General features: G+C 55.3%; 24 protein-coding genes. 13 read left to right on the top strand and 11 right to left on the bottom strand.

Annotation, left to right across the window (positions count from 1 at the left end; all coding sequences use genetic code 11):
- The first annotated feature begins 39 nt into the window (after positions 1 to 39).
- Both BCV73_RS26560 and BCV73_RS26555 read left to right on the top strand, forming a co-directional pair.
- The gene (locus BCV73_RS26560; RefSeq protein WP_089549161.1) at positions 40 to 459 is read left to right on the top strand and encodes a VOC family protein; all 420 of its coding nucleotides are present in this window, start codon (positions 40 to 42) and stop codon (positions 457 to 459) included.
- A gap of 97 nt (positions 460 to 556) precedes the next feature.
- Positions 557 to 2,044, top strand: coding sequence for an amidase family protein (locus tag BCV73_RS26555; RefSeq protein WP_089549160.1), 1,488 nt, complete (start codon positions 557 to 559; stop codon positions 2,042 to 2,044).
- Between the two features lie 20 nt (positions 2,045 to 2,064).
- Here BCV73_RS26555 and BCV73_RS26550 read toward each other — a convergent pair whose 3' ends face one another.
- The gene (locus tag BCV73_RS26550) at positions 2,065 to 2,340 is read right to left on the bottom strand and encodes a hypothetical protein (protein WP_089549159.1); all 276 of its coding nucleotides are present in this window, start codon (positions 2,338 to 2,340) and stop codon (positions 2,065 to 2,067) included.
- Between the two features lie 94 nt (positions 2,341 to 2,434).
- Here BCV73_RS26550 and BCV73_RS26545 point away from each other — a divergent pair, with 94 nt between their 5' ends.
- Positions 2,435 to 2,887: a hypothetical protein gene (locus BCV73_RS26545; protein WP_089549158.1), complete on the top strand. Its 453-nt coding sequence runs from the start codon at positions 2,435 to 2,437 to the stop codon at positions 2,885 to 2,887.
- Between the two features lie 4 nt (positions 2,888 to 2,891).
- Here the strand turns inward: BCV73_RS26545 and BCV73_RS26540 are convergent, their stop codons facing one another.
- Together BCV73_RS26540 and BCV73_RS26535 are read right to left on the bottom strand one after the other, a co-directional pair.
- The gene (locus tag BCV73_RS26540; protein ID WP_089549157.1) at positions 2,892 to 3,845 is read right to left on the bottom strand and encodes an L-lactate dehydrogenase; all 954 of its coding nucleotides are present in this window, start codon (positions 3,843 to 3,845) and stop codon (positions 2,892 to 2,894) included.
- Between the two features lie 44 nt (positions 3,846 to 3,889).
- Entirely contained in the window at positions 3,890 to 4,162 is a 273-nt protein-coding gene (locus tag BCV73_RS26535) for a hypothetical protein (RefSeq protein WP_089549156.1), read from the bottom strand.
- Between the two features lie 353 nt (positions 4,163 to 4,515).
- On the opposite strand from BCV73_RS26535, the gene BCV73_RS26530 reads away from it, so the two are divergent.
- Positions 4,516 to 6,390, top strand: coding sequence for an FUSC family protein (locus BCV73_RS26530; RefSeq protein WP_089549155.1), 1,875 nt, complete (start codon positions 4,516 to 4,518; stop codon positions 6,388 to 6,390).
- A 96-nt stretch (positions 6,391 to 6,486) separates the two neighbouring features.
- On the opposite strand, the gene BCV73_RS26525 is transcribed toward BCV73_RS26530, so the two are convergent.
- The 5 genes from BCV73_RS26525 to BCV73_RS26505 all read right to left on the bottom strand — a co-directional run bounded on the left by BCV73_RS26525 (position 6,487) and on the right by BCV73_RS26505 (position 10,520).
- Positions 6,487 to 7,665, bottom strand: a complete 1,179-nt coding sequence (locus BCV73_RS26525) for an NAD(P)/FAD-dependent oxidoreductase (protein WP_076172787.1) — start codon at positions 7,663 to 7,665, stop codon at positions 6,487 to 6,489.
- Positions 7,666 to 7,704: 39 nt separating this feature from the next.
- Entirely contained in the window at positions 7,705 to 8,136 is a 432-nt protein-coding gene (locus BCV73_RS26520; protein WP_076172788.1) for a helical membrane plugin domain-containing protein, read from the bottom strand.
- Positions 8,137 to 8,585: 449 nt separating this feature from the next.
- Complete coding sequence (locus BCV73_RS26515) at positions 8,586 to 9,104, bottom strand: CcdC family protein (protein ID WP_089549154.1); 519 nt, start codon at positions 9,102 to 9,104, stop codon at positions 8,586 to 8,588.
- Positions 9,105 to 9,228: 124 nt separating this feature from the next.
- Positions 9,229 to 9,795 (bottom strand): TetR/AcrR family transcriptional regulator, encoded by a 567-nt coding sequence (locus tag BCV73_RS26510; RefSeq protein WP_089549153.1) that lies wholly within the window; start codon positions 9,793 to 9,795, stop codon positions 9,229 to 9,231.
- Entirely contained in the window at positions 9,795 to 10,520 is a 726-nt protein-coding gene (locus tag BCV73_RS26505; protein WP_089549152.1) for an MBL fold metallo-hydrolase, read from the bottom strand. The genes BCV73_RS26510 and BCV73_RS26505 overlap by 1 nt, the downstream gene beginning before the upstream one ends.
- A 590-nt stretch (positions 10,521 to 11,110) precedes the next feature.
- Between BCV73_RS26505 and BCV73_RS26500 the strand changes: the two genes are divergently transcribed.
- A complete protein-coding gene (locus BCV73_RS26500; protein ID WP_076172792.1) occupies positions 11,111 to 11,707 on the top strand; it encodes an RNA polymerase sigma factor in 597 nt (198 codons plus the stop codon).
- Complete coding sequence (locus BCV73_RS26495; RefSeq protein ID WP_143811903.1) at positions 11,664 to 13,295, top strand: DUF4179 domain-containing protein; 1,632 nt, start codon at positions 11,664 to 11,666, stop codon at positions 13,293 to 13,295. Before BCV73_RS26500 ends, BCV73_RS26495 begins: the two co-directional genes overlap by 44 nt.
- 101 nt (positions 13,296 to 13,396) lie before the next feature.
- On the opposite strand, the gene BCV73_RS26490 is transcribed toward BCV73_RS26495, so the two are convergent.
- Complete coding sequence (locus tag BCV73_RS26490) at positions 13,397 to 14,365, bottom strand: putative RNA methyltransferase (RefSeq protein ID WP_179232073.1); 969 nt, start codon at positions 14,363 to 14,365, stop codon at positions 13,397 to 13,399.
- Between the two features lie 444 nt (positions 14,366 to 14,809).
- Here BCV73_RS26490 and BCV73_RS26485 point away from each other — a divergent pair, with 444 nt between their 5' ends.
- The 3 genes from BCV73_RS26485 to BCV73_RS26475 all read left to right on the top strand — a co-directional run bounded on the left by BCV73_RS26485 (position 14,810) and on the right by BCV73_RS26475 (position 16,605).
- Positions 14,810 to 15,247: an RrF2 family transcriptional regulator gene (locus BCV73_RS26485; RefSeq protein WP_076172795.1), complete on the top strand. Its 438-nt coding sequence runs from the start codon at positions 14,810 to 14,812 to the stop codon at positions 15,245 to 15,247.
- A gap of 165 nt (positions 15,248 to 15,412) precedes the next feature.
- Positions 15,413 to 16,210, top strand: coding sequence for an N-acyl homoserine lactonase family protein (locus tag BCV73_RS26480; protein ID WP_179232072.1), 798 nt, complete (start codon positions 15,413 to 15,415; stop codon positions 16,208 to 16,210).
- A 116-nt stretch (positions 16,211 to 16,326) separates the two neighbouring features.
- A complete protein-coding gene (locus tag BCV73_RS26475) occupies positions 16,327 to 16,605 on the top strand; it encodes a DUF2277 domain-containing protein (RefSeq protein ID WP_076172796.1) in 279 nt (92 codons plus the stop codon).
- A 253-nt stretch (positions 16,606 to 16,858) separates the two neighbouring features.
- Here the strand turns inward: BCV73_RS26475 and BCV73_RS26470 are convergent, their stop codons facing one another.
- Positions 16,859 to 17,893, bottom strand: a complete 1,035-nt coding sequence (locus BCV73_RS26470; protein ID WP_089549148.1) for an anthranilate phosphoribosyltransferase — start codon at positions 17,891 to 17,893, stop codon at positions 16,859 to 16,861.
- Positions 17,890 to 18,513, bottom strand: coding sequence for an ANTAR domain-containing response regulator (locus tag BCV73_RS26465; protein WP_089549147.1), 624 nt, complete (start codon positions 18,511 to 18,513; stop codon positions 17,890 to 17,892). Before BCV73_RS26465 ends, BCV73_RS26470 begins: the two co-directional genes overlap by 4 nt.
- 344 nt (positions 18,514 to 18,857) lie before the next feature.
- Between BCV73_RS26465 and nirB the strand changes: the two genes are divergently transcribed.
- From nirB to cobA, 4 genes are read left to right on the top strand one after another with little or no spacing between them, the layout of a single operon-like run.
- Positions 18,858 to 21,293 (top strand): nitrite reductase large subunit NirB, encoded by a 2,436-nt coding sequence (gene nirB / locus BCV73_RS26455; RefSeq protein WP_089549145.1) that lies wholly within the window; start codon positions 18,858 to 18,860, stop codon positions 21,291 to 21,293.
- A gap of 12 nt (positions 21,294 to 21,305) precedes the next feature.
- Positions 21,306 to 21,623 carry a nitrite reductase small subunit NirD gene (nirD, locus tag BCV73_RS26450; protein WP_089549144.1) on the top strand — a complete coding sequence of 106 codons (318 nt, stop codon included), beginning with the start codon at positions 21,306 to 21,308 and terminating at the stop codon, positions 21,621 to 21,623.
- Positions 21,624 to 21,646: 23 nt separating this feature from the next.
- On the top strand, positions 21,647 to 22,516 hold the full coding sequence (locus BCV73_RS26445) for a formate/nitrite transporter family protein (RefSeq protein WP_089549143.1): 870 nt from the start codon (positions 21,647 to 21,649) through the stop codon (positions 22,514 to 22,516).
- Positions 22,513 to 23,280 carry a uroporphyrinogen-III C-methyltransferase gene (gene cobA, locus BCV73_RS26440; protein WP_089549142.1) on the top strand — a complete coding sequence of 256 codons (768 nt, stop codon included), beginning with the start codon at positions 22,513 to 22,515 and terminating at the stop codon, positions 23,278 to 23,280. The genes BCV73_RS26445 and cobA overlap by 4 nt, the downstream gene beginning before the upstream one ends.
- Positions 23,281 to 23,283 lie beyond the last annotated feature (3 nt).

The raw sequence follows: 23,283 nt of genomic DNA, 5'->3' as shown, positions 1-23,283 counted from the left end.
AAATGAGTTGGTATGACTTTACTATATAGGAGGTCAATCATGGACAACAACCCTGTCTGGTCGGAGCAGATGCCGGCCGTTCAGTTCCGGGTGGCGCGCCCGACGCACCAAATCGAGAAAATCAAACAGTTCTACCATGAAGGGCTCGGACTGCCGGTCATCGGCTCATTTCAGAAGCATCAAGGCTATGACGGCGTGATGTTCGGCTTGCCCGATTCCGCCTATCATCTTGAATTTACGCAGCATGAACACGGGGTTCCCGTGCCGCCGCCTTCAGAGGACAATCTGCTGGTGTTCTACATACCGGATGCCGACAAGCGAAATGCCATCGCGCAGCGTCTTCAGGCGATGGGTTACCCGGCTGTCAAAGCCGAGAACCCGTACTGGGACGTTAACGGCATCACCATCTGTGACCCGGACGGCTGGCGCATCGTGCTGCAAAATACTAGCGGCCTATAGAATACAAAAGGAAAAAGCGGTTATACAGATCAAGTGTTACGAAAAATGGTAAGCAGATACATGCTGACGAAGGCAGCTTACCCAGGGGGCGATTATAATGAGCAGCAGTCCAATAAACCCGGCTGAGTGGATCGTGGAGGCCGATATTGCCGGCATGCAGGAAGCGATGAATACCGGCACCATCACTTCGGAAGAGCTGGTCCAGCTGTATTTGGAACGAATCCGGCAGTTTGACGGAAAACTGAAATCGGTCATCGAAGTGAACCCCGAGGCGCTGGATATCGCGCGGGCGCTCGACGAAGAGCGGTACGAAATCGGCACCCGCGGGCCGCTGCACGGCATCCCGATTTTGTTGAAGGACAACATTGCTACGCGGGATGCGATGCATACCAGCGCAGGGGCGCTGGCGCTGGCGGATTCGGTAGCCGTGAAGGACTCCTTTGTGGCGGAAAAATTGCGGGCCGCCGGGGCGGTATTGCTCGGAAAAGCCAATATGACCGAGTGGGCCAACTTTATGTCCAGCACGATGTGGTCGGGGTACAGCAGCCGTGCCGGGTTATGTCTGAACCCTTATGGACCAGGCGAACTGTTCGTCGGCGGCTCGAGCTCCGGCTCGGCCAGCGCGGTGGCGGCGAATCTGGCCGCGGCCGCCATCGGTACGGAGACCTCCGGATCGATCATCAGCCCGGCCAGCCAGAACAATATCGTCGGGATCAAACCGACGATCGGGTTAGTAAGCCGAGCCGGCATTATTCCGATATCGCATACGCAGGATACGGCGGGCCCCATGGCCCGAACGGTGGCCGACGCGGCGGTGCTGCTGGGCGCTCTGACCGGCGTAGACCCGGAGGATGAGGTGACACATGGCAGCAGCGGTCAATTTTATACGGACTATACGCCGTTTCTGGATGCCGAATGTCTCCCGCAGGCGAGAATCGGGATTCCGAGGTTTTACTATCAGGATCTGGATGAGGACCGGCTGAATATTATCGAAGCCGCGATCAGGGTGCTGAAGGAGAAGGGAGCCGAGATCATCGATCCCGTCGAATTATCCTGCGAGCAGGCGGAGTGGGATGGCCATGTGCTGACCTATGAATTTAAAAAAGGGGTCAATGACTACTTGTCCCGCTTGCCGGAAACCGTGCCGGTGCATTCTCTCGAAGAGGTGATCCGGTTCAATGAGGAGCATGCGGATACCTGCCTCCGCTACGGGCAGGACGTTCTGATCCATTCGGAGGCTACCAGCGGCACGCTGACCGAAAAGGAGTATACCGACAGCCTGAAGCGCAGCGTCAGCCAGGCAAGGCAGGGGCTGAACGGGGCTTTCGATGAGCATAAGCTGGATGCCCTCTTGTTTCTGGGGAGTGAAGGGGGCGATGACCTGGCGGCACGGGCCGGTTTCCCGGTCATTACGGTGCCGGGCGGATTCGCCGAGCGCGGGGTTATTGCACCCGGGGGTTATACCACCAAAGGGCCTCAGGGGATTACTTTTATCGGCCGGGCTTTCAGCGAGCCGACGCTGATCAAGATCGCTTATGGCTATGAACAGGCCACCAGGCACCGGGTGCCTCCTGTCCTGGAGTAGGCAAGGGGCATGGTGAAAACTTAAAGCTGGTTTTTCAAGTAACGCCGCCGCGATGGCCCAACCAGAAGGATGGAAACGAAAAGCATGATGAGACTTGCGGGCATAGGTTGGCCGTAAATCCAGCATTGGACGATCCGGGCGACGGCAGCCAGTCCAAGAACGAGTGACAACAGGATCAAAGGGTCCAGCCTGCGTTTTAGTCCCTTGCTGAACAGGAGCTTAATACCCCCGATCACTAGAGCGGACCAAAACAACACCATCAAGACAGCAGCCAAACCGATCAAGGCGAAATTCAAACGCGCTTCCCCCTTTCCAGAAAAGTGATGTATGATAGCAGTATAGCTTGCGTCCCATAATATGTAAAATAACTATTCGGAAAGGGGGCAGCTCATGCGTTCCCAGCTTGCCATTAAATATCCGCTGCGGGCAAAATTTTTGATCAGCATGGTTGTGATTCTAGCCATTACGATTCAAATGTTAATTGTTAATTCGTTGGATGACAATTTTAAAATAAGCATTTACGTCATGAATATATTGCTGCTTCTATATATTATTGGGGCTATCGCGGTTTCTCTCTTCCGCTCTGCAAGCAAACCCAAGTCACTGCTGCTCGAGCCAGGAAAGCTTGTTCTGGAAGGCAAGGAAGTATCCGCTGCGGACATTCAGGGCGTGTGGATCAACGAGCGCTGGTATGGAATCAAGCTGAAGCAGCGGCGGATCGTGCCGATGAAGCTGTGCTTTGTCCTGCAGCCCCGTCAGCCCGCCGGCGAGCCAGAGCTTCTCCAATGGGCGGAGGAGCATGCAATCCCCGTGGAACAGAGATTTTTTATCCGGTGGATGTAGCCGGCTAGACCAGATTCAGCTTATCCAAATTGCTGCGGATCACGCCGCAGGAGGAGGCGAATCGCCCGCGCTCTTCTTCATTCAGATTCAGCTCGATAATTTCTTGGATCCCGTCGCTGTGAATAATCGCCGGGACGCCGGTACACACGCCGTGTTCGCCGTATTCTCCCTCGAGGATGGCCGACACGGCGATTATTTTATGCTCATCGTTCAGCACCGAGCGGGTGATGTGGGCAATGGCACTACCGATGCCAAAATGCGTAGATCCTTTGCGAGTGTAGATCTCCCAGCCGGCGTCCTTCGTTTTTCGGGCGATGTCCGTCAGGTCCACGTGCTTAAAGCGCTCCTTGTGTTGTGAGAGAATGTCCAGAACCGGTTTGCCGCCAATCGTGACATGCGACCAGGCGACGAACTGGGACTCGCCGTGTTCACCCAGAGCATACCCGTGAACGCTGCGGGGGTCGATCGAAAAAATGTCCGACAGCAGCGTTTTGAGACGCGAAGAGTCAATGGACGTTCCGGTGCCAATGACCCGGTGCCGTGGAAAGCCCGACAACTGCCGGATCAGATAGGTGACGATATCGACCGGATTGGCCGCGGTGATGAATATGCCCTCAAAGCCGCTCTTCAAAATCGGCGTAACGATCTGTCGTGTGATAAGTACCGCCTCTTCAAGCACGTCCAGCCGGGTCTGGCCCGGCTTCGGATTAGCTCCTGCCGTCAATATTACGACGTCCATATCCGAACAGTCCGCGTATGTTCCAGCATAAACCGAAGTGCGCGTATGCGTAAAATCAATGCAGTGCGACAAGTCGAGTGCCTGCGCCAGCGCGCGGTCATAAGTGCGGTCGACCATCATGATCTCATCGCAGATCGATTGGTTGATCATGGAGTAGGCCGCAGTTGCACCGACCATGCCCGAGCCGACGATGGCGACCCTGCGCTTTCTTCTTTTCATTTCCGCCACCTCCGTCTCCGTGAGCTAGAATTCCTCGAATTTCCCTAAGGGCGATTTGGCCAGGGAACAATATGGAGCTCCCGACCGCGCCTCCACCAGGCCAGTGCATCCAGGCGTACCCACCTTTTGCACATGGTCGTGCTGACCGAACTCCCCAGTATGGCGATCAGCTCATGCCCGTTGGCCCGCTTGAGGCCGGCATACACCGCAGAGCTGAGAATAATTTCGTAGACCACAAACGTAAACACATCGGATCGGGACACGACCCAAACCGTAAACTCGGAACGCCGCCTGGGGCCCCCTAGGTCCTTCTTCATTCCTTTCCTCCTGCCCTGTGCCCTGGGGTAAATTTGAAGCGGCACTTTGAATCGTGGAATCATATTATTTTATGGAAAATCAGGCTTGGGCTATTCGCTCCTCACGCGGAGTGGAAGGTTTCGGCCGCAGGGCGCAATGCGAGAGGACATCAAAAATGGGCGGAGGAGCAAGCGGGCGTCAGCATATTGCGGATTACGGTTGGCAATAAATATAGTACATGGTAAACCGGGAGCGGCCTTACAGGTGTGGGGCTGCTCTTTTGGCATGATCAGGTGGGGAAGGAGGGATCCAAGTTGGGGTAACGAAAGAGCAGCACCGGTTTTTATCGCGTACCCTCAAACAAGCCTTTGAGGTGAAGAAGGTTGCGCTCCCGTGGAACCGGGCTTTATGCGCCGGCTTGTGCATTGGCCTGCCATCCCTGATCGGATTTTGGCTTGGCCAATTTTCGTACGGGATGCTGGCAGGAACAGGCGGATTCGCCTATCTGTACGTGGCGAGCGAGCCGTATGCGTTAAGGGCCAAAAAAATTCTGTTTGCCGCACTGGGCCTGACGTTCTCTGTGGCAGCTGGAACGCTGCTGGCTCCTTACCCGCTTCTTGCCGCCTTTGTTCTGGGCTGCATCGGGGCAGCGGCGTCCTACCTGTTCGGCGTGCTGAAGTTTAAAGGTCCGGGGGCGTTATTCTTCGTGCTCAGCTTTACGCTGGCCACGGGGATGCCGCCCGATCCTTCCCAGGCGTTCCTCCGCGGCGGCTTGGTGTTTCTAGGCGGAATGCTGGCCTGGTGCTTTGCTATGGCCGGCTGGCTGCTTCGGCCGCACGGTCCCGAAGTCGGCGCCGTCCGCCAGCTGTATCTCGACCTGGGATCCCTATTGGATGGTGCGGGCACCCGGGAATACAGCCGGGCCCGGCATCAGACGCTGCTGTCTATGTACAGCGCGGAAACCACGCTCGCGACAGGCGGGTTCGATCGGCGAAGCGACGCAACACCGCGCCGGTTGTCGGGGATGTATTCGCTTGCGCACCACATTTATCTGATTACGGACAAAATTCCGTTGGCCGTGGGGGAGAAGCTGCCGCCCGGGCTCAGCGCCGCGGTCAGAAGGGCAGGGGAAGCGTGCGGGCAGCCGGATGTATGGGTTCGAACGCCGCTGCCGGACGACCCGGATCCCCGTATCCGGGATCTGAGGGACCTTGTTGGGCAGCTGGATGCTATTTTTAGCGATGCGGAACCCGAGGTGGAGCAGGACCGCCGCAAGCTGACCCGCACTCCGGTGCGGAGCATCCTGGAGGGCAATTTGGATAAGGACTCGATCGTATTTCTGCAGGCGATCCGGTTTGGCGTCATTTTGATGGTGGCTGCCGCCGCCGCATATGCGTTTCAGCTGAACCGGTCCTACTGGGTGCCGCTCTCCTGTGCTTCGGTGATGCTCGGCGCCACCGTCATCGCCACCTTTCACCGGGCGATTCAGCGTTCCCTCGGAACGATACTCGGCATCCTCATCGCCAGCGCGATATTGTGGACCCACCCGGAGGGATTTGTCGTATCCATTGCGATCATGCTGTTCACTTTTTTTACGGAGCTGCTCATCGTGCGAAACTACGCCCTGGCTATGCTGTTCATTACGCCCAACGCGCTGCTGATGGCGGAAACCAATACCCGGATACATAACTTTGGCTATTTTGCCGGCGCCAGGCTGACCGACGTGCTCGTCGGCAGCGTTATCGGCCTGATCGGCGTGCTGCTGGTCGGCAGCCGCTCGGCTTCCAGCCGGATTCCGTACCTTCTCGGCCGGACGATCCGCAGCCAGGCGCAGTTTCTGGCGCTGCTGTTCATTCGGCAGCCTGCGAGTGCCGCAGCGAGGTTGAGCCTCATCCTCCAGCAGCGCTCCATGCGGCGGCACCTGTCCAATCTGAGGACGGTGTACCAGACCGCACTCGGCGAGATTCCGCGCAGCGAGGAGGAGCTGGAGAAACTGCTCCCCGTCATCTGGTCGCTGGATCAGTTCGGGTACGTGCTGAACTCCTACGCGCTGAGCGCCCTCCGGCCCGTCCTGCCCGACCCGGAGCTGGGAGCGGTGCTGCTCCATCTCGAAAAAATGGCCCAGTCCGCAGAGCAGCGGCGGGAGACGGAAGAGGGGCCGGAGGGAACCGACGGGCTGGAGCTGCCGCTGGTGCCGGATATCGGGCAGGAGCTCGCCGATCTCCGGCATGCGCTGAACGGCAGGTGAGCGGGCACCAATCCCAACAAAAAACAGCCCTCTTCCATGGCAAATGCCTTGGAAAGAGGGCTGTTTGGTTTAATGCGTCAAACGATGGTTTACAGATTAGTAAGCCAAAGTGTAGAGAGCTTTGATGTGGGACAGGTAACGGATGTTACTTGCTTCCTTCATCAGGGACGCAGGCAGACCTTTGAGGGACGTGTTGCTTTCGCCGATGGTAGCAACGGCATCTTTACGGCCCAGGCTTGCAAGCGTACCGGAGTTCACCGGAGCAAATGTTTCGAACGCATGGTTTTCGAGCAGGGCATACAGGTTGTAGCCGATCAGCTCGCCCATTTGCCAAGCGATTTGCGCGGTTGGCGGTTGTGGACGTCCGCTTGGATCAAATACAACGGCGCTGTCCCCAGCCACAAACACGTCCGGATGGGAAGTGGATTGCAGGAATTCATTAACGGTAGCGCGTCCGCGGTTTACTTCGAGGCCGGATTCGCCTACGAGCGGGTTGCCTTGCACGCCGCCTGTCCATACGAAGGTGTTGGTTACGATCTTTTGACCGTCTTTCAGGTCAACCACGTTGCCTTCCACGTTCGTTACAGGCAATCCTGTCAGGAAGGTTACGCCGCGTTTTTCCAGACTGCTTTGCGCGCGCTCGATGAGGTGATCAGGCAGTACAGGCAGGATTTTAGGGCCGGCTTCAACCAGAAGCAGCTTCACTTCGGCTGGATTTACGCCGTATTTTTTAGCCAGACCCGGCATGATATCAGCGATTTCGCCGACAAGCTCAACGCCGGTCAAGCCGCCGCCGCCGATGAGGATCGTTGCGTCAGCTTCGTTTTTGGTTTTGGAGTATTCGCGAATGCGGTCTTCGATGTGCTTATGAATGTTCAGCGCGTCTTCAGCAGACTTCAGCACGAAGCTGTACTGCTCGAGCCCTGGAATGCCGAAGTAAGCCGTTTTACTTCCGAGTGCGACAACCAAAGCGTCGTAAGACAGGCTGGAACCGTCGGAAAGCTTGATTTCTTTGCTGTCTACGGAGAAAGAGTTGACCGTTGCGATCTTCAGGTCGACTTCTTTGCCCTTGAACAGTTTTTCGAGCGGCATAGCGATGGCTTTCTCAGCAATGCTGCCTGCAGCCAGACGGTGCAGCTCGGTAATGATTTGGTGCGTAGGGTATTGGTTCACGACCGTAACCCGTGCTTGATCTTTGTTCATATATTTGCGTACGGTCAGAGCGGCAAGCAAGCCGCCGTAACCGGCACCCAAAATGACAATATGTTTTGACATGGTTTTTCCTCCGTCCTTACTGGTTAGATGTATAAAAGATTATTGTTGTTTTGCTTTTTCCGCAGAGATTTGAAGGTAAGCGTTCAGGAACCGGAAGATTTTTTGAGCTTGCGGATCCTTCAGCATTTTAAGCAGACCAAAAAGACCGATCACTTCGTTGCTGTCTTCAGCGCGGTCTTTCGCTTCGATGACAGTAGCGGCGATGTTCTTCACCGAATGCTTCACAGGCTCCACAATTTCGGTGATCGCGCCGACAGTGTCGCTCTTCAGCACTTTGTCGGTAGCGACGGTTTGAGCGAAGTCATAAGACTTTGTCAATAGATTCACAAGCTCAGTCAGCTTTGGAAGCTGGTCGACCAGAATCGTAAGGGATTCCTGCACCTCAGGTTTGAGCAGCTGGTCCAGCACGTCGTTTTGTTCCTTGCCGACAGACACGTTTTGTGTCTCTTGTTCAGAAATTGCTTCTGACATGTCCATTTCTCCTTTGCGTAAGCAGTTGTGCTTAAGTATTTTTATAATGAAAAGGAGCTCATAGACTCCCTTCGAAGGAGTATCTACAAGCCACAAGACCTTTTCCGTCCGAAAAGGCCTAGTCACTATCGTCCTCCTAATGTTAACATAAATGATCGTAAAAAGGACCACTTTACGAAAGAAATGTGAAAAAATATACATGGTATCGCCGCCATCGATTGGAAAAGAGCTTTCAGGCCGGGCGTCCGGCGCGGCGGACCCGCTTATTTCATTCGTTTTAAGCATTTTCCAAACGGCCTGGCGCTATGCATTGGCGGGTTTATTTTTTGAGGAAATCTTCTGATATCAAAAAAGCCAATCTCCTTATCTTAAGGAAATTGGCTTATCGTTTGCCCCGGGCAGGAAACCCTGCGTGGAAGACGTTATTTGGCTTAGTATCGATCATGGGATCATTCCGCCGGATTTAAGGGATCGGATACCGAATCTACGGCAGCGGGCGCAAACTTCCGGTACTGTCTCAGCATGAAAATCCGCCAGCGGAGGATCATGCCAAAGGCCAGAATGAAGAACAGGGCGCCGGTCTGCGGGATCGATACATATTCCTCAATCACCTGGTGCAGCAGCATGCGGACGGCCAGCAGGGCGAAGAGGATAATGATAAAGCTCTTGGAGCGCTGTGCGAAGACCTGTCCTCCGCTTACTTCAAATTTGGTGCTGCGTATCAGCGGATAGGAGAACAGGAACCAGCCGACTAAAAAGGCGATGAGCGCCCACCACAGCGGGATTCTCACAGCCGGGGCGACGAACATCAGGAAACCGGTCGCCATGCCCATCGGCGGAATTAGTATTTTCTTTATCGTAACGGGTCTGTGGCTCGCCTTGAGACGGATGAATATGGTCATCAGGGCCAAAACCAACGTCCCCACGGTCGTTCCAATTTGCAAATACAAGGGACTGATATGAGGCACGTCAAGGACTCCCCTCTTGTCAATATAATTTATCACATCTAATAGTATATCACACAAATAGAGAAGTAAACTTGAACGTCATATGACATCTTTACCGGGCCTTGAGGGCAAGCCTGCCGGGCGGTTATGCGCCGGATTCCAGCCCTTTCAGAAAGGCTCTCATAACAAAATGCAGGCTCTCGTCAAAATCCAGCTTCATCTGGAAGCCGTTGTTCTGTTCCAGGGAGGCGAAGCCGTGCAAGAGGCTCCGCAGACCCCGGATCGTATGCAATGTGTTCTGTTCCCCGAGACCGTAGGGTCCGAGAACCCGGATAAAGATGCTCAACAGCTGTTCACCCAGCTTTGCGGTTTCCGGGGAATCCGACGCTTCGATTTTGTAAAAGGCCTCATAGAGGCCGGGGCGCTGGCGGGCAAATGTCAAATAGCTTGTGCTCAAGCTCAGAATCGCTTCCTCGCCCGATTTGCCGATGACCGCATCGCGCATCAAATCGACGAGACGCTGCATGCAGTAGGCGGCAAGCGCGCTGCGCAGGTCCGGCAGTCCGTTCACGTGGTTATACAGGGAAGGGGAGCGGACCCCAAGCTTCTGGGCCAGTGCAGACAGCGTCAGGTTATCCAATCCGGCCTCATCGGCTAGCTCTGCCGCGGCAATCAGCAGGGTTTCGCGGTCAAGCCCCATGCGGCGCACCATTAGACCGCCCCCTTCTTCAGGGCCTCCTCGGCCCGGGATATGGCGACAGCCATCTTATCGGTCGGCTGCGGAATCATTTTGCCGTGGCCGACCGCCAGCCAGGTCGGATTCAGACCGGCGAGTCGTTTGGCGCTGGCGATGGATGTCGCCTTGCTCCAGGTGGCCATCGCCGGGAAAGGGAACAGCGGCTGCATATGGCCGGATACGGCCAGGGCCGCGCGGGTCTGGAAGGCGTCGCCCGCAATAAGGACGCCGCTGCGCGTGTCGTAGAACGCCATATGTCCCGGCGTGTGCCCGGGGGAGGCGACGGCCAGCAGCGACCCGATGCGGTCTCCGTCTTCCAGCAGCACGTCAGGCTTCGTGGTGACCTTGCCCGGGGCAGGGATGTCTCCGCGGACCTGCTCCTGCGGCTCGCCGGGCTCGAGTTCCTTGCTGCCTGCAAGGAGGCGGCTGTCGCGGCGGGAAATATAAGTCGTCACTTGAGGAAGAGCCGCCTTCAGCAGGTCGAATGCCCCGATATGATCACCATGTGCATGAGTAAGAACGATTCTTACGATCGGTTTGCCTAGGCGGGCGGCGGCTTGCTGGATGCCTTTTATGCTAAAAGGCATGCCGGCATCGATTAGGGTCAACCCGTCTTCTTCTTCAATCAGATACACATTAACGGGGAACAAGCGGGGCATAAAAGCAACCTGGGTTACTTGCTGAACGGTCGTCATTTTCATTGATAACTCCTCCTCAAGACTAATTATATTAGTATAATAACTAATGACATTAGTTTTGGCAATACCCAATTTAAAAATTATTGGCGGACATGTGAAAAAACTTGGTAAATGTGTGGTGAAAAACATGTAATGAGAAACATGTACTGAGAAACATGTGAAATCTAGGACATGAGGATACGAGGACATGAAGGTAAGACGAGACATGAGGTATAGTGATATATGATACACAGTACGCATGAGATAAAATGAAATTAAAGGATAAAAAAGCGTTTTCAATCAGGGAGATTTATACTATAATACCTATTGTAAACCCTTTCATATGTCTAATCTGATTTGGAGCTCCTTCGCTGAAGGGCTCATTTTTTTGTGTTTTTGGGGATTTTGACTCCGAAAATCCCTCTTGAGTCCGCCGCTGTGATGTTCAGTGTGGCGGACTTTTTTGCGCCTGATCGGGTAGTCGGGGAGAGTTGGGACAATCCGCTTTGGCATCTGTTCGACCGATTAACAGATGTTTTTTCCAGAAAGTGAGAGACTTTGTCCTCATATGCCGTTTATAGATTCAGATGGCTATTAAAGCAGGGAGGATCATCATGATAGACCCGAAACGGGAAAGCATGCTGATCGAGCAGGTATTGGCGGGACGCAAGGAAGTCTTTGCCGAGCTGGTCGATGCGCATAAAAACAAAATATACGGTCTGCTCCGGAGTATGGGGGCGGGACATCAGGATGCCCAGGATTATACGCAGGAGGCTTTTGTCAAAGCGTACCGCAAGCTGGCCAGTTACCGCCTGGAATCGAGCTTTGCGTCCTGGCTGTATACGATCGCGGTGAATGTGCTGCGGGATGCGGGAAGGCGGAAGTCGTTTCCGCAGGCCCCGGAGGAAGAAGCCTACCAGGCGGTACGGGATGAGAATACACCCGAGAGGGCTCTCCTTCGCAAGGAAACTCGGCAGGAGGCTTTGCAGTTAGTTCGGGAACTGCCTGAACAATACCGTCTGGTGTTTTTGCTGCGGTACACAAACGAGCTGAGCTACGACGAAATTGGCAGCGTCACGGGCCTGACGGTGGATCAGGTTCGCAACCGGCTGCACCGGGCCAGAAAGCAGCTGCAAAAAAAGCTGAAGGGAAAGGAGGGGATCAGCCGTGAAATGCTTGAATCGTGCTCAGATGGAAGAATTCATTCTTGAAGAAGCGTATGCTGGGGCTGGCTTAAATATCCATGTGCAGAACTGCTCTCGCTGTCAGGCATTGATGGCAGAAGTCCGACAAGAGCAGGAAGCCTGGAGCCAAGCGCTGTACCCTGAGCGGTTGACGGATGATTTCACCCGGCAGGTGATGGCTTCCCTGGCTGATGTCCCGATTGAGCCTGCAGCTGAGGAGAACGAGCCGGACACGATTTTGTTGAGAAAAAAGAGACGTTCTCCGTTCATTCGCCGGGCCGCTCTGGCCGCAGTCTGCATACTGATCGTCGCCGCCGCACTCACGGTTTACGCTCAGCCTTCGATAGCGGATTGGGTGAGGTCGATTTTTGCGAGGGATAATACGGATATTGGGCTGTTGGACTCTCAAACACTCGGACTTGTCCAAAATCCGCATATCAAAGTAAAGGACAAAGGATATACATTAGAAATTAATGAAGTTGTTGTGGATGCGGCGCGGATTATGATGGGAGTCAAAATTACCGACCCGAACGGGAAGCCAGTGGTAAACAAGATAGACTGGAGCCAAGTTACAGTTAAGGATACCGAGGGCAAAGAAGTGGCAAAGCTTTATTCTTTAGGGGGATCCGCCGTAATTGAAAATGTTTCGTCACTTTTACCGGATGGAGTTAAAACCGATACGCTCACTGTGGAAGGGAAGATCACCCAAATTGGGCGGAAGCTCTTTTCCCACAAGGTCGTTAAAGGGAATTGGAACTTCAAATTTTCCTTGGATATGAAAAAAGCGAATGAACTGACCAAAGTAACGCAATTGGATCAGCAGTATACTACACCAGATGGATTACACGTTAAGATGGAACGGCTGGTACGAACGCCAAGTGCTGTACGGCTGGAGCTATCTACTTCATTAGATGGGAAGCTGGCTAAGCTGGTCCCGGAATCAGGTTTGGAGAATATGCTTCTCATGTACCATTTTGAGGATGAGAATGGAAATGACTTTTCAAGCGTCAATAACTATAGAAGTCCGCATGTGGAAACGTTGATTGCCCAACAACCACAGTTGGATGGAGATACGCTTCACTGGTACTACACGTTTAAGTATCTTCCCTATGACCGCGAGAAGGTAAGGTTTGTTTTGGACGGGTACTCCATTCCTGTGATAAGCGACGATTCGGTGCAATTTCATCCACTTGAATTGTCTTCGAAGCCAGCCAAATTTAAGGGCCAAGGGGATTCTTTAACCATCAGCAGCATGAAGATTGGCCAAGATCCGAATTCGTTCGAGAAAGAAATGGTTGGTTTGCTTCAGGTGGAAGGAAAATTCAGAAATATGTTTTCCCATGACGAATGGGTGATGAGAGACGAAAAATCAGGTAGGGAATTTCCAGCAAGCTTTAGGGGCTCTTATGGAGGCTTGACCGAGTTTCAGGACGTCAACGGCGACCCCGGCTTTATCGTCGGAGGCTTAACAACCCTTCCTGAAAAAGCGACCCTCATCCGCAAGGTCACCGACAAGTGGTACACCAACGTCAACTGGTCCTTCGACCTGCCGAAAGGCGAGCCCATCAAGGGACTGGAAAACGTGAATCCGGAGGATTATTGGGAAGCTCCATGACGATCTCCCAGCCCACCCCCATAACCGAAACTTTGTATGAAAAAAGCCCCTACCGGCCGCTGCTGGCCGATAGGGGCTTTGATGTCGATAAGACCGATCACTTATTCGTTCAAACGGCCACATAAAATTTCATAATCAAAGGTGACCGGCAGGGGGCCTTGCCCGGCAGCCTGCTGAATCGCTTCTTCCGGCGCGCCCCAGGAGAGCGGGGTCATGCGCAGAAGATGCTCCAAGGCTTCCCCGGCGACGAGCATGCTGTATTCCACATGCTGAACATCCACGCTGGCAAAATTCCTGCCGAACAACTCGGCGGTACGTCCAGTGGCAGGAACGGGCCGTCGGGTAGTGCTGTCGCCAGCAGGAGATGGGCGGTCGATAGTGCGTCCGTCGGCAAGTCCCTTGGCAGGAGATGGCTGGTTTGCAGCCTCACCTTGGAACAAGGCTCGGATTTCCTGCAGATATCGGCTCCCTGGGATGACTTTGATCACCAGGCCATCATGCCGGAGTAGGCGCTGGAACTCCTGGTAGTTTGCCGGAGACAAGATGTTCAGAATGACGTCGAACTGCCGGTCGGCAAACGGGCTGCCGGCCAGGTCGGCCGCACACCAGATCGCCGGTACGCCCGATTTGGCGGCCAGGCGAATCCCTTCTTTGGCGATATCCACGCCCACGCCCAGGATGTCTGGAGCATCCGGCTTCTGCAGGGCAGATAGAATCGCCGCCAAATGGGAGCCCTCGCCGCATCCCGCATCCAAAATGCGTAGTTCCCTCGATCGAGAAGGCGCCGTATCCTCAATTTTGTTGCGAATCGCATCGATCAGCGGGTCAAACAAGCCGTGGTGGCTGGTTTCCCGCCGTGAAGTAAACAGATCTTTGTTGTATTTGGACCGCACGGCGTGCGGAATCAAGTTGATGTAACCGTCCTTGGACAAGTCAAAACAATGCCGACTGCCGCAGATCATGCTGCGAGATCCGTCCATTTTCAATGGGCGGGAACAGATTGGGCAGCGAAACAGGTGCTCATGCCGGGATATCAGTCCGGCGAGCACGGTTAATTTAGCGTTGTGCACCAAAAACACCCCATTCATTCGTTTTCGTTTGAATGAAAAAGGCACAGACAAATAAACCCTCGTCAGTATTTTTTAAAAAACGGGGCTGTTGTTATCTGTACCTTACATTAACGGTAACGAATAAACTGAATGATCATGGTTTACACAACCTCTTTCACGCAGGATTTAGGGAGCCTGGAGCCTTAGAGCTAAAGGACAGGATCCCGCTCTAGTATAACAAACTTTTCAGAGCCGGGAAAACGATCGCTGGATCTATCAGGAGAGGAGGTTTAATCCAAGGGGAATTAAGTCAAACTAAGCATACTGGTCCCGAGGAAAAGCAGCCCCGGGAGTCTCGTTAACGTCCTTTATTTATTTTTCAGCGGAAAACGTTCCAAACCCTGGCAATCCGGTTGACACAAGCAACTGTAAACCATATAATTACAGTAATAAGGGGGAGCGAAAATGAATAGTGAGTTCAACATTGCCGTCCATTGTTTAACCCTTCTTAGCTTGAAAGAAGAACGAATGGCTAACAGTGAAGAGATTGCCAAGAGTGTCTGCACGCATCCGGCACGGATTCGGAAAGTGCTTGGACTGCTGCGCAAACAGGGGTATGTAACGACCAAGGAAGGTGTCGGCGGGGGCTATTTGCTGAATCCGGGCACCGAGAAGGTCACATTGGGTGATTTGTACCGTCTGCTTGCAAGAGGATCCTTGAAGCCGAGCTGGTGTTCAGGCGGAGAGGAGCTGCCTTGCGAAGTGGCTTCCAATATCGAGGGAATTATGGATCAGATATACAGCGGCGGAGAAGCCGCGCTGGAGCGGTATCTGGATGGCATTACGCTGACGGATGTCATTAAGCAGATCGAGGAAGCGGGCAGCGCGGCAAACCCCACGTGATGAACAGAATGGAACGACATGAAGTCCGGCGTAAGCCGGGCTTTTTTGTGCTGTTACGGAGTACAGCACGAACCTTCGGGTTCGTATATCACTAAAAAGTGCCGTCTTCACGAAATGAAGGGAACGCTGCATAATGCTGTTAACCGATCTAGGAGGCGAATGATGATGAACGATTTTGTTAAGGTAGAGGTGCTGCATACAGGCCGATTGAAATATGACCGCTCGCTCGCATTTAAGGAATTGGACAGCATACCTCCGGTGAATCAGCGGGGCGAATCCTTCCAGTCCGAAGTTCCGCTGTCCAGCTATTTGATTGAGCATCCCAGTGGACGGCGCGTTGTCGTCGATGCCGGATGGCATGAGGATATACGAACCCGGCCGGAACAGCACCTGGGCAGCGATTTATGGCAGTTCATCGAATACGATTTGCCTGCCGGCAGCTCTGTCAGGGAACAGCTGCAGGCGCGCGGGCTTACCCCAAAAGATATTGACCTTGTTGTCATCAGCCATCTGGATGTCGATCATATCAGCGGCCTTGAGCTGCTGAAGGGGGCGGGTCGTTTTCTTGTCAGCCAGCCGGAATGGGAGTTTGCGGCCGTGAGCCAGGAGGCATGGCACCAGGAAGTGCTCGTAACGTCATTTGCTCTCGAGCCGATCCCCTACGGCCCGTATCAAGCGGGTCTGGATGTATTCGGCGACGGCTTGCTGTATCTGGTTCATACCCCGGGACATACGCCAGGGCATTTGTCTATTTTGGCCAAAGTAGAGAAAGGGTGGCTGCTCCTGGCTTCCGATGCCGGGTATGCGGAAAGATCCTGGCAGGAGATGATTCTGCCGGGGATTACGTCGGATCCGGATCAGGCGATGAAATCGCTGCAGTGGGTGCGGGAATTCGCCGGGAGAGAGGACTGCGTTGCGGCGCTGGCCCATCATGAGGCGAAGCCGATTCCTATGCGGTTTTAAATGTCCGGGAAACAGACTTGATGCAGGGGAGCGTAGCCCTTTTCTTGGAAAACGGCAGCGGGTGCGTTATATTGGACATAAAACGCATTCGAAAAACATTCCAAAGGAGAAGGGCTATGTGCAGAAATATCAAAACGCTGTTTAATTTTGATCCGCCGGCTACCGATGAAGAGATTCAGGCTGCATCCCTGCAGTATGTGCGCAAGCTGTCAGGCTTTCAGAGCCCGTCGAAAGCGAATGAGGAAGCTTTTAATCTGGCGATAGCGGAGGTCGCCGCGGCATCCAGGAAGCTGCTGGACTCGCTCGTTACAAACTCCAGTCCCCGTGACCGCGAGATCGAGGCTCAGAAGGCGAAAGAGCGGTCAGCCAAGCGGTTCGGAACGGCAGAGGCGTAAGCGGCGGGGTTAGGCAGTACGAGGCTTAGACGGCGGTAGTCGGCTAATGGGCGCGCATGCTTGGACCAGGCAGGAATGAAGAAGCCATAGGTTACGCCAAAGCTCATGGTCTGAGCAACCGGCCTTGGCTAAAGCAAAGTGAGCCCGCCATGTAGACCGACGCCGCACCGAAGACTAGACAAACCGAAGAACGCCCCGGAATTTTCCGGGACGTTCTTTGTTCTTCCTCTACCGACAGCAGGAAGACAGGGATTCAGACCGTTAACGGCTGGTTTTTGAGCACCGCCTGCCACTTTTCGTACAGCTCCCGCGGCTTGCCGGATTCCAGCAGCGCCTTGCCCGTATACAGGCCTTCCTCAACAGACTGCACCCGATCCGCCAGATGCAGGCGCACTGCCGCGTTCAGCAGCACCTGATACATAAAAGCCATATTGCCCTTGCCCTGCAGCACCTGGCCGGTTACCGCCGCCTGCTCGGCCGGCGTCCAGTCGACCTCCGGCAGCGGCGTATCCAGGCCAAAGCTCTCCGGATCGATGATCTGAAGCGAAGCCTCCCCGTGTTCGATCCGGTAGGTCCGGGTCGGGCGGTGGATATACAGCTCATCCGAGCCTTCGCTTCCCTGGATAATCATGGCCCGCTCATAGCCAAGGTTCATGATGAGCCGGCCGAGCCGGTCAAAGACCGTGTTATGGTACACCCCGAATGTTAAGAAAGGGGAGTGACCGTAATCCGCAAACTTCTCGGCCGTGTTAAGCACGGTCCGCATGCCGAGCTCCTCGCGAATGGGGCGAAGCTTCGCCAGCGGCGGACACCAAGTCTCGGCATGGGCGTACAGTACGCCCGTCTGGCGCGCTGCTTCAAGGCACAGCTCCCTGGACAGCGAAGGATCGGAAATACCCATTGCGGCAAAAACATCGGCCAGCGTCATCCCCCACTTCGGCGGAAGGGACGCCGACCCGTGCAGGGTGACAGGCAGCCCGGCGGCAGCCAGCACAAACGAGGTGGCAATCGTGGACATAAAAGACGATTTTCGCCCATCATACGGGCCGGCGCAGTCGATGCCCTGCGGAAGGTCCGAACGGGCGGCGTGTTTGCGCAGGACCGACACGAAGGCTTCCAGCTCTTCTACGCTTTCCATTTTGATACGTTCGGCGATAAAAAACGCCCCGGTCTGGGCGGGCGAGGCCGTTAAACCGAGGATCGCTTCAGCCGCCTGGAGGGCTTCCTCATAGGTCAGGTCACGGGCGCCCCGCTTGCCCCGGCCGACTTCTTTTAATAAATGGATCATGATTTCTTGGCACCTCCCGAACTGGATTCCTGAAGCAACTGATACAGCTTGACGATGGAGGTCGCGACGTCCACCATCCGTTTTCGTTCATTCATCGCCTGCTTGCGCAGGACGTCATAGGCTTCGGATTCCGATATATTTTTGAGTTCGCACAGAATCCCCTTGGCCATATCGATCCACTTTCGTTCCTCAATGCGGGCGAGAAGCTGCTTGCGCTCGTTCTTCCACTGCTGCCGCTCATAAAAGTGGGCGGAGCTGAAATGCAGCGACCAATGCAGCTCGTGCGCTTTCATGGTCGGAAATAAAAGCCCGTCAATAATAACATCATCCTCACACGCCTCGAGGGACATGGAAGCGGCCGTATCGCTGCACCACCAAAGAACTGGCGTTTGTTTGTGTTTCTCGAGCTTGCCGCACCAAGCCTTGATCTCGGAGACCGGAAGGTGAAGCACCGCACCGTCCGCATCTCCGATTCCGGCGATCGCCTGCTCCTCATTGCGCGCTAGATGGACTTGGTACCCGTAGGAACGAAGGATGTACTCCGGCAGAAGCGTCCTGCTATCTGAATCACTTCGCTCTGAAGGAGGGGTCTGGCGGTGGATAACCAGCAATGAACGCATGCATAGACGCTCCCTTCTTAATTCAGTCCAGTCAGAGTTTAAGATGAGTGCAACAGATTTGTATGTTAATTTATATAACATAAAACAAGGTGACATGTCGATAACCAAATCGAAATGGTTTTCTCATGTTAAATATGTTGACAAACATTCGCGAGGTAGTGTATATTTCCATCAAGAACTTGATAACAGCCGGATACAACGGTGTATCCTTTATAGCGGCAATGAAGCCTGCTTTCGACTCCTGAACCAGAGTGTGTCCACTCTGCCCGGGGCCTGAAGGCGGGCTTTTCTGGTTTTTGGTACAAGATTCAGAAGATTGGACTATTGAGGGGAGCGGAAGAGACATGGCGACGAAAAAGCTGGTTATGGTCGGTAACGGGATGGCGGGGGTAAGAGCGCTGGAGCATCTGCTGAAGCTGGCGCCGGATGCGTACGAAATCACGATTTTCGGGGCGGAGCCTTATCCCAACTACAATCGGATCATGCTGTCATCGGTCCTTGCGGGCGGTGCGGATATTCAGGAAATTGTGATCAAGGACTGGGACTGGTACAAAGAGAACCGGATTCAACTATATGCCGGGCACATGGTGACCCGAATCGATACGAAAAACCGCGTCGTTTACTCCGATCAAGGTGCAGAGGCGAAATATGACGTGCTGATTATGGCGACGGGCTCCAATCCGTTCATGCTCCCGCTTCCGGGCGCAGATAAGGAAGGGGTCATCGCCTTCCGGGATATCAAGGACTGCGAAATGATGATGGAGACGTCCAAGAAGCACAAAAAAGCTGTGGTCATCGGCGGCGGGCTGCTGGGACTCGAAGCGGCGAGAGGGCTGCTGCACCTCGGCATGGACGTCTCGGTCGTCCATATCCATCCTTATTTAATGGAGCGTCAGCTGGACGAAACCGCATCGCGGATGCTGCAGCGGGAGTTGGAAGCCCAAGGGATGACGTTTCTGCTGAGCAAGCATTCCGAGTCGATTATGGGACGCAAGCGGGTCAAGGAGCTTCGCTTCACCGACGGCACCCGGGTCGACGCCGATTTAATCGTTATGGCGGTCGGCATCCGGCCGAATGTGGCCTTGGCGAAGTCCGCCGGAATTGAGGTCAACCGGGGCATCGTCGTCAACGATTATATGGAAACGAACATTCCCGGCATCTATGCCGTCGGCGAGTGCGCGGAGCACCGGGGCATCGCCTACGGACTGGTCGCCCCCCTGTATGAACAAGGGGCGGTGCTCGCCAAACGGCTTGCGGGCGTCGATACCGCCGGTTATGCCGGCTCCGTGACTTCCACCAAATTGAAGGTGTCGGGCGTAGATGTATTCTCCGCGGGGCATTTTGCCGAGCCGGAGGGCACCAGGGCGTTGCGCTACCAAGATGAAGTGGAGGGCGTGTATAAAAAGATCGTCATCCACGACGACCGGCTCGTCGGCGCCGTTTTGTTCGGGGACACGGGCGACGGCTCCAAGCTGTTCTCGCTGATGAAGAGCCGGGAATCGGTCAAGGGCCGGGAAAAGGAGCTGCTGCTCGGCTTCGCTGTCGGCGCGGGAGCTTCCGTATCGCCGGAAGAACGGCTGGCCAGTCTGCCGGATGACGAGATCATCTGCGGCTGCAACGGCGTCACCAAAGAGACGATCAAGGACGCGATCCTGAACAAAAACTGCACGACCGTGTCGTCGGTTAAGGCTTGCACCAAAGCGTCCGGATCCTGCGGCGGCTGCAAGCCGCTCGTAGAGGGACTGGTTCAGCTCTATGCGGGTGATGCGGCAGGAGAGCCGGTCAAAGAAGGCATATGCGGCTGCACGACGCTGAACCGGGACGAAATCGTCGCGGAAATCTCCCGGATGGGACTGAAGTCCATCAAAGAAGTGATGAATGTGCTGGGCTGGAACAATCCCGAAGGCTGCTCCAAGTGCCGTCCATCGCTGAACTACTATTTGGGCATGCTGTTCCCCGAGTCTTATAAGGATGAAAAAGAATCCCGGTTCACCAACGAGAGATACCACGGGAACATTCAGAAGGACGGAACCTATTCCGTAGTGCCGCGGATTTACGGCGGCGTCACTTCTCCGACCGAGCTGAAGAAAATCGCCGAGGTTGCCGAGAAATTCGACGTGCCGATGGTCAAGATCACCGGCGGGCAGCGGATCGATCTGCTTGGCGTCAAAAAGGAGGATCTCCCGAAAATGTGGGAGGAGCTCGACATGCCTTCCGGTTATGCTTACGGCAAAGCGCTCCGCACGGTCAAAACCTGCGTCGGTTCCACCTTTTGCCGGTTCGGTACCCAGGACTCCATCGGCATGGGCATCCGGCTTGAAAAAGAGCTGGAACGTCTGAGTACACCGGCCAAGGTGAAGCTGGCCGTATCGGGATGTCCGCGGAACTGCGCGGAAGCGACGATTAAGGATTTCGGCGTGGTCGCCATCGATGGCGGCTGGGAGCTTCATGTCGGCGGCAACGGCGGCGTGCATGTGCGGGCAACCGAACTGCTCTGCGTCGTGAAGACGGAGGATGAAGTGGTCGAATGGGCGAGTGCCTTTATTCAATATTACCGCGAGCATGCGCAGTGGAACGAACGGACTTCGGTCTGGATTGAGCGGGTCGGGCTGGACAGCGTGAAGAAGGCTCTGGAGAAGAAGGAAGACCGCGAGGCTCTCCATGCGCGGCTGAAGCTGGCGCTAAGCACGCAGAAGGATCCGTGGAAGGAGATTTTGTCCGACAAGGAACTCCGCAAAAACTTTGAACCTCTGCCGAATGCAGAGCCTGTGAAGAACTAAGGGGGAAACGGGATGGTTAAGCATCTGATCGGAAACATATCGGAAATCGATCCGAAAGGATCGCGGACGGTAGTGCTGGAGGGGACGGAGATTGCCTTGTTCCGCTTAAGCGACGGGGACATTTTGGCGGTGGAAAACAAGTGCCCGCACAAAGGAGGAAAGCTCTCCGAAGGCATGGTGTGCGGCAAAGATGTGCATTGTCCGCTGCACGACTGGAAAATCGACCTGCGCAGCGGTTGCGTGCAGGAGCCGGATACCGGCAAGGTCAGCACCTATGAGGTTGAGGTGGATCCGGTAAGCGGGGCAATTTATTGCCTCACGGAATCTTAAGCGAGAAGGAGGAGGAGTAGCCGATGGATTACGTAAAACCAGGCGAGGTTCTAAATGACATGATTGAGGGAGGCGCGAACAAAGCAAAGCTGAGTCCGGGGCAAATGCTGGTGCGCAGCATGCTCGCGGGGGCGATTCTGGCCTGTGCCACGACGCTGGCCTTTACCGCTTCATCCCAAACGAATATTCCGCTGGCCGGTGCGCTTATTTTTCCCGTAGGCTTTGTGATTATCGTGCTGCTCGGGCTGGAGCTGGTGACGGGGAGCTTTGCGCTCATTCCGCTGGCGGTGCTGCAGAAAAAAGCCTCGGTCCGCTCTATGCTCGGCAATTATGGCTGGGTCATCCTCGGCCATGTGATCGGCTGCCTGGTCTATGCGGTGCTGTACGGCCTGACCATTACTAAAATGGGGCACGACATGAGCAGCCCGCTTGTCCAGACGATCATCAAGACGAGCGAAGCAAAGACGCTGGCCTATAAGGAGCTCGGCGGCGAAGGCCTGCTGCTGGTCGTGATCAAGGCGATGCTGTGCAACTGGATGGTGACGCTGGGCGTGGTCATGGCGTTCACGTCCAAGTCCACCGCTGGCAAAATCGCTGCGATGTGGCTGCCGATCCTCATCTTCTTCGGCCAGGGATTCGAGCACGCCGTCGTCAATATGTTCGTCATTCCGGCCGGGATGATGCTGGGCGCCAACGTCAGCCTGGCCGATTGGTGGCTGTGGAACCAGATCCCCGTGCTGGTCGGCAACTTCATTGGCGGCGCTTTGTTTACGGGCGTAGCGTATTACGTGTCCATCCGCGGATTTGGCAGAAGTAAATCCGGAGCGATCGGATCGGCCGGAGCCCGCGGCTCCATGGAGGCGGCGGCTGTGTCTGCCGAACGCGGCCGATGAAGCCGGGCATGGTGTCTATCGTCGGCGCCGGTCCCGGTGATCCAGAGCTCATTACGGTAAAGGCGCTCCGGCGGATCCAGGAGGCGGATGTCATCTTGTATGACCGCCTGGTGAACAAGGAACTGCTTGGGTACGCGAAGAAAGGTGCCGCGCTCGTCTACGTCGGCAAGGCGCCGGGGCAGCATGCGGTGCCGCAGGCGGAAATCCATGAGCAGCTCGCCGCTTTCGCCATGAAGGGCAAACAGGTCGTGCGGCTGAAAGGCGGCGATCCGCTGATCTTTGGCCGCGGCGGCGAAGAGGCACAGGAGATGGCGCTGCGCGGCATCCCGTTCGAGTTCGTGCCGGGCGTGACCTCGGCGATCGGCGCCGCCTCGTCGGCGGGCATCCCGCTGACCCACCGCGGGCGGAGCGCCTCGGTCGCCTTCGTCAGCGGCTCGAGCAGTGCCGGCCGGGAGCAGGGTCCCCGCTGGGACCTGCTTGCCCAAGGCGTCGACACCCTGGTCGTGTACATGGGTGTCGCCGGCATGGCCGATATCTGCCGCGAGCTGATCGCTCACGGCCGGCCGCATTCGGCCCCGGCTGCGATCGTCGAGCAGGGGACGAGCGAACAGGAGCGGGTCATTACCAGCACGGTGGGCAGCATCCACAAGCTGGCTTCCCTCATGCACGTCAAAAACCCGGCCTTGCTCATTTTCGGCGAGGTGGTGCATGTGCGGGAGCAGCTGCTCCGCCTGGCCGAGGAGGCTGAGGAGCGGATCGGGTAACTT

The organism is Paenibacillus sp. SSG-1 (assembly GCF_002224835.1).
Classification (GTDB): Bacteria; Bacillota; Bacilli; order Paenibacillales; family Paenibacillaceae; genus Paenibacillus_AQ; species Paenibacillus_AQ favisporus.
The sequence above is the reverse complement of the archived record's forward strand: the minus strand, read 5'-3'. Positions and strand labels throughout refer to the sequence as shown.

Bases quoted from the DNA above. Each gene is read 5' to 3' on its own strand.
- BCV73_RS26560 (WP_089549161.1), top strand. From the start codon at position 40: ATGGACAACAACCCTGTCTGGTCGGAGCAGATGCCGGCCGTTCAGTTC.
- BCV73_RS26555 (WP_089549160.1), top strand. From the start codon at position 557: ATGAGCAGCAGTCCAATAAACCCGGCTGAGTGGATCGTGGAGGCCGAT.
- BCV73_RS26545 (WP_089549158.1), top strand. From the start codon at position 2,435: ATGCGTTCCCAGCTTGCCATTAAATATCCGCTGCGGGCAAAATTTTTG.
- BCV73_RS26540 (WP_089549157.1), bottom strand. From the start codon at position 3,845: ATGAAAAGAAGAAAGCGCAGGGTCGCCATCGTCGGCTCGGGCATGGTC.
- BCV73_RS26535 (WP_089549156.1), bottom strand. From the start codon at position 4,162: ATGAAGAAGGACCTAGGGGGCCCCAGGCGGCGTTCCGAGTTTACGGTT.
- BCV73_RS26525 (WP_076172787.1), bottom strand. From the start codon at position 7,665: ATGTCAAAACATATTGTCATTTTGGGTGCCGGTTACGGCGGCTTGCTT.
- BCV73_RS26520 (WP_076172788.1), bottom strand. From the start codon at position 8,136: ATGTCAGAAGCAATTTCTGAACAAGAGACACAAAACGTGTCTGTCGGC.
- BCV73_RS26510 (WP_089549153.1), bottom strand. From the start codon at position 9,795: ATGGTGCGCCGCATGGGGCTTGACCGCGAAACCCTGCTGATTGCCGCG.
- BCV73_RS26505 (WP_089549152.1), bottom strand. From the start codon at position 10,520: ATGAAAATGACGACCGTTCAGCAAGTAACCCAGGTTGCTTTTATGCCC.
- BCV73_RS26500 (WP_076172792.1), top strand. From the start codon at position 11,111: ATGATAGACCCGAAACGGGAAAGCATGCTGATCGAGCAGGTATTGGCG.
- BCV73_RS26485 (WP_076172795.1), top strand. From the start codon at position 14,810: ATGAATAGTGAGTTCAACATTGCCGTCCATTGTTTAACCCTTCTTAGC.
- BCV73_RS26480 (WP_179232072.1), top strand. From the start codon at position 15,413: ATGAACGATTTTGTTAAGGTAGAGGTGCTGCATACAGGCCGATTGAAA.
- BCV73_RS26475 (WP_076172796.1), top strand. From the start codon at position 16,327: ATGTGCAGAAATATCAAAACGCTGTTTAATTTTGATCCGCCGGCTACC.
- BCV73_RS26470 (WP_089549148.1), bottom strand. From the start codon at position 17,893: ATGATCCATTTATTAAAAGAAGTCGGCCGGGGCAAGCGGGGCGCCCGT.
- BCV73_RS26465 (WP_089549147.1), bottom strand. From the start codon at position 18,513: ATGCGTTCATTGCTGGTTATCCACCGCCAGACCCCTCCTTCAGAGCGA.
- nirB (WP_089549145.1), top strand. From the start codon at position 18,858: ATGGCGACGAAAAAGCTGGTTATGGTCGGTAACGGGATGGCGGGGGTA.
- nirD (WP_089549144.1), top strand. From the start codon at position 21,306: ATGGTTAAGCATCTGATCGGAAACATATCGGAAATCGATCCGAAAGGA.
- BCV73_RS26445 (WP_089549143.1), top strand. From the start codon at position 21,647: ATGGATTACGTAAAACCAGGCGAGGTTCTAAATGACATGATTGAGGGA.
- cobA (WP_089549142.1), top strand. From the start codon at position 22,513: ATGAAGCCGGGCATGGTGTCTATCGTCGGCGCCGGTCCCGGTGATCCA.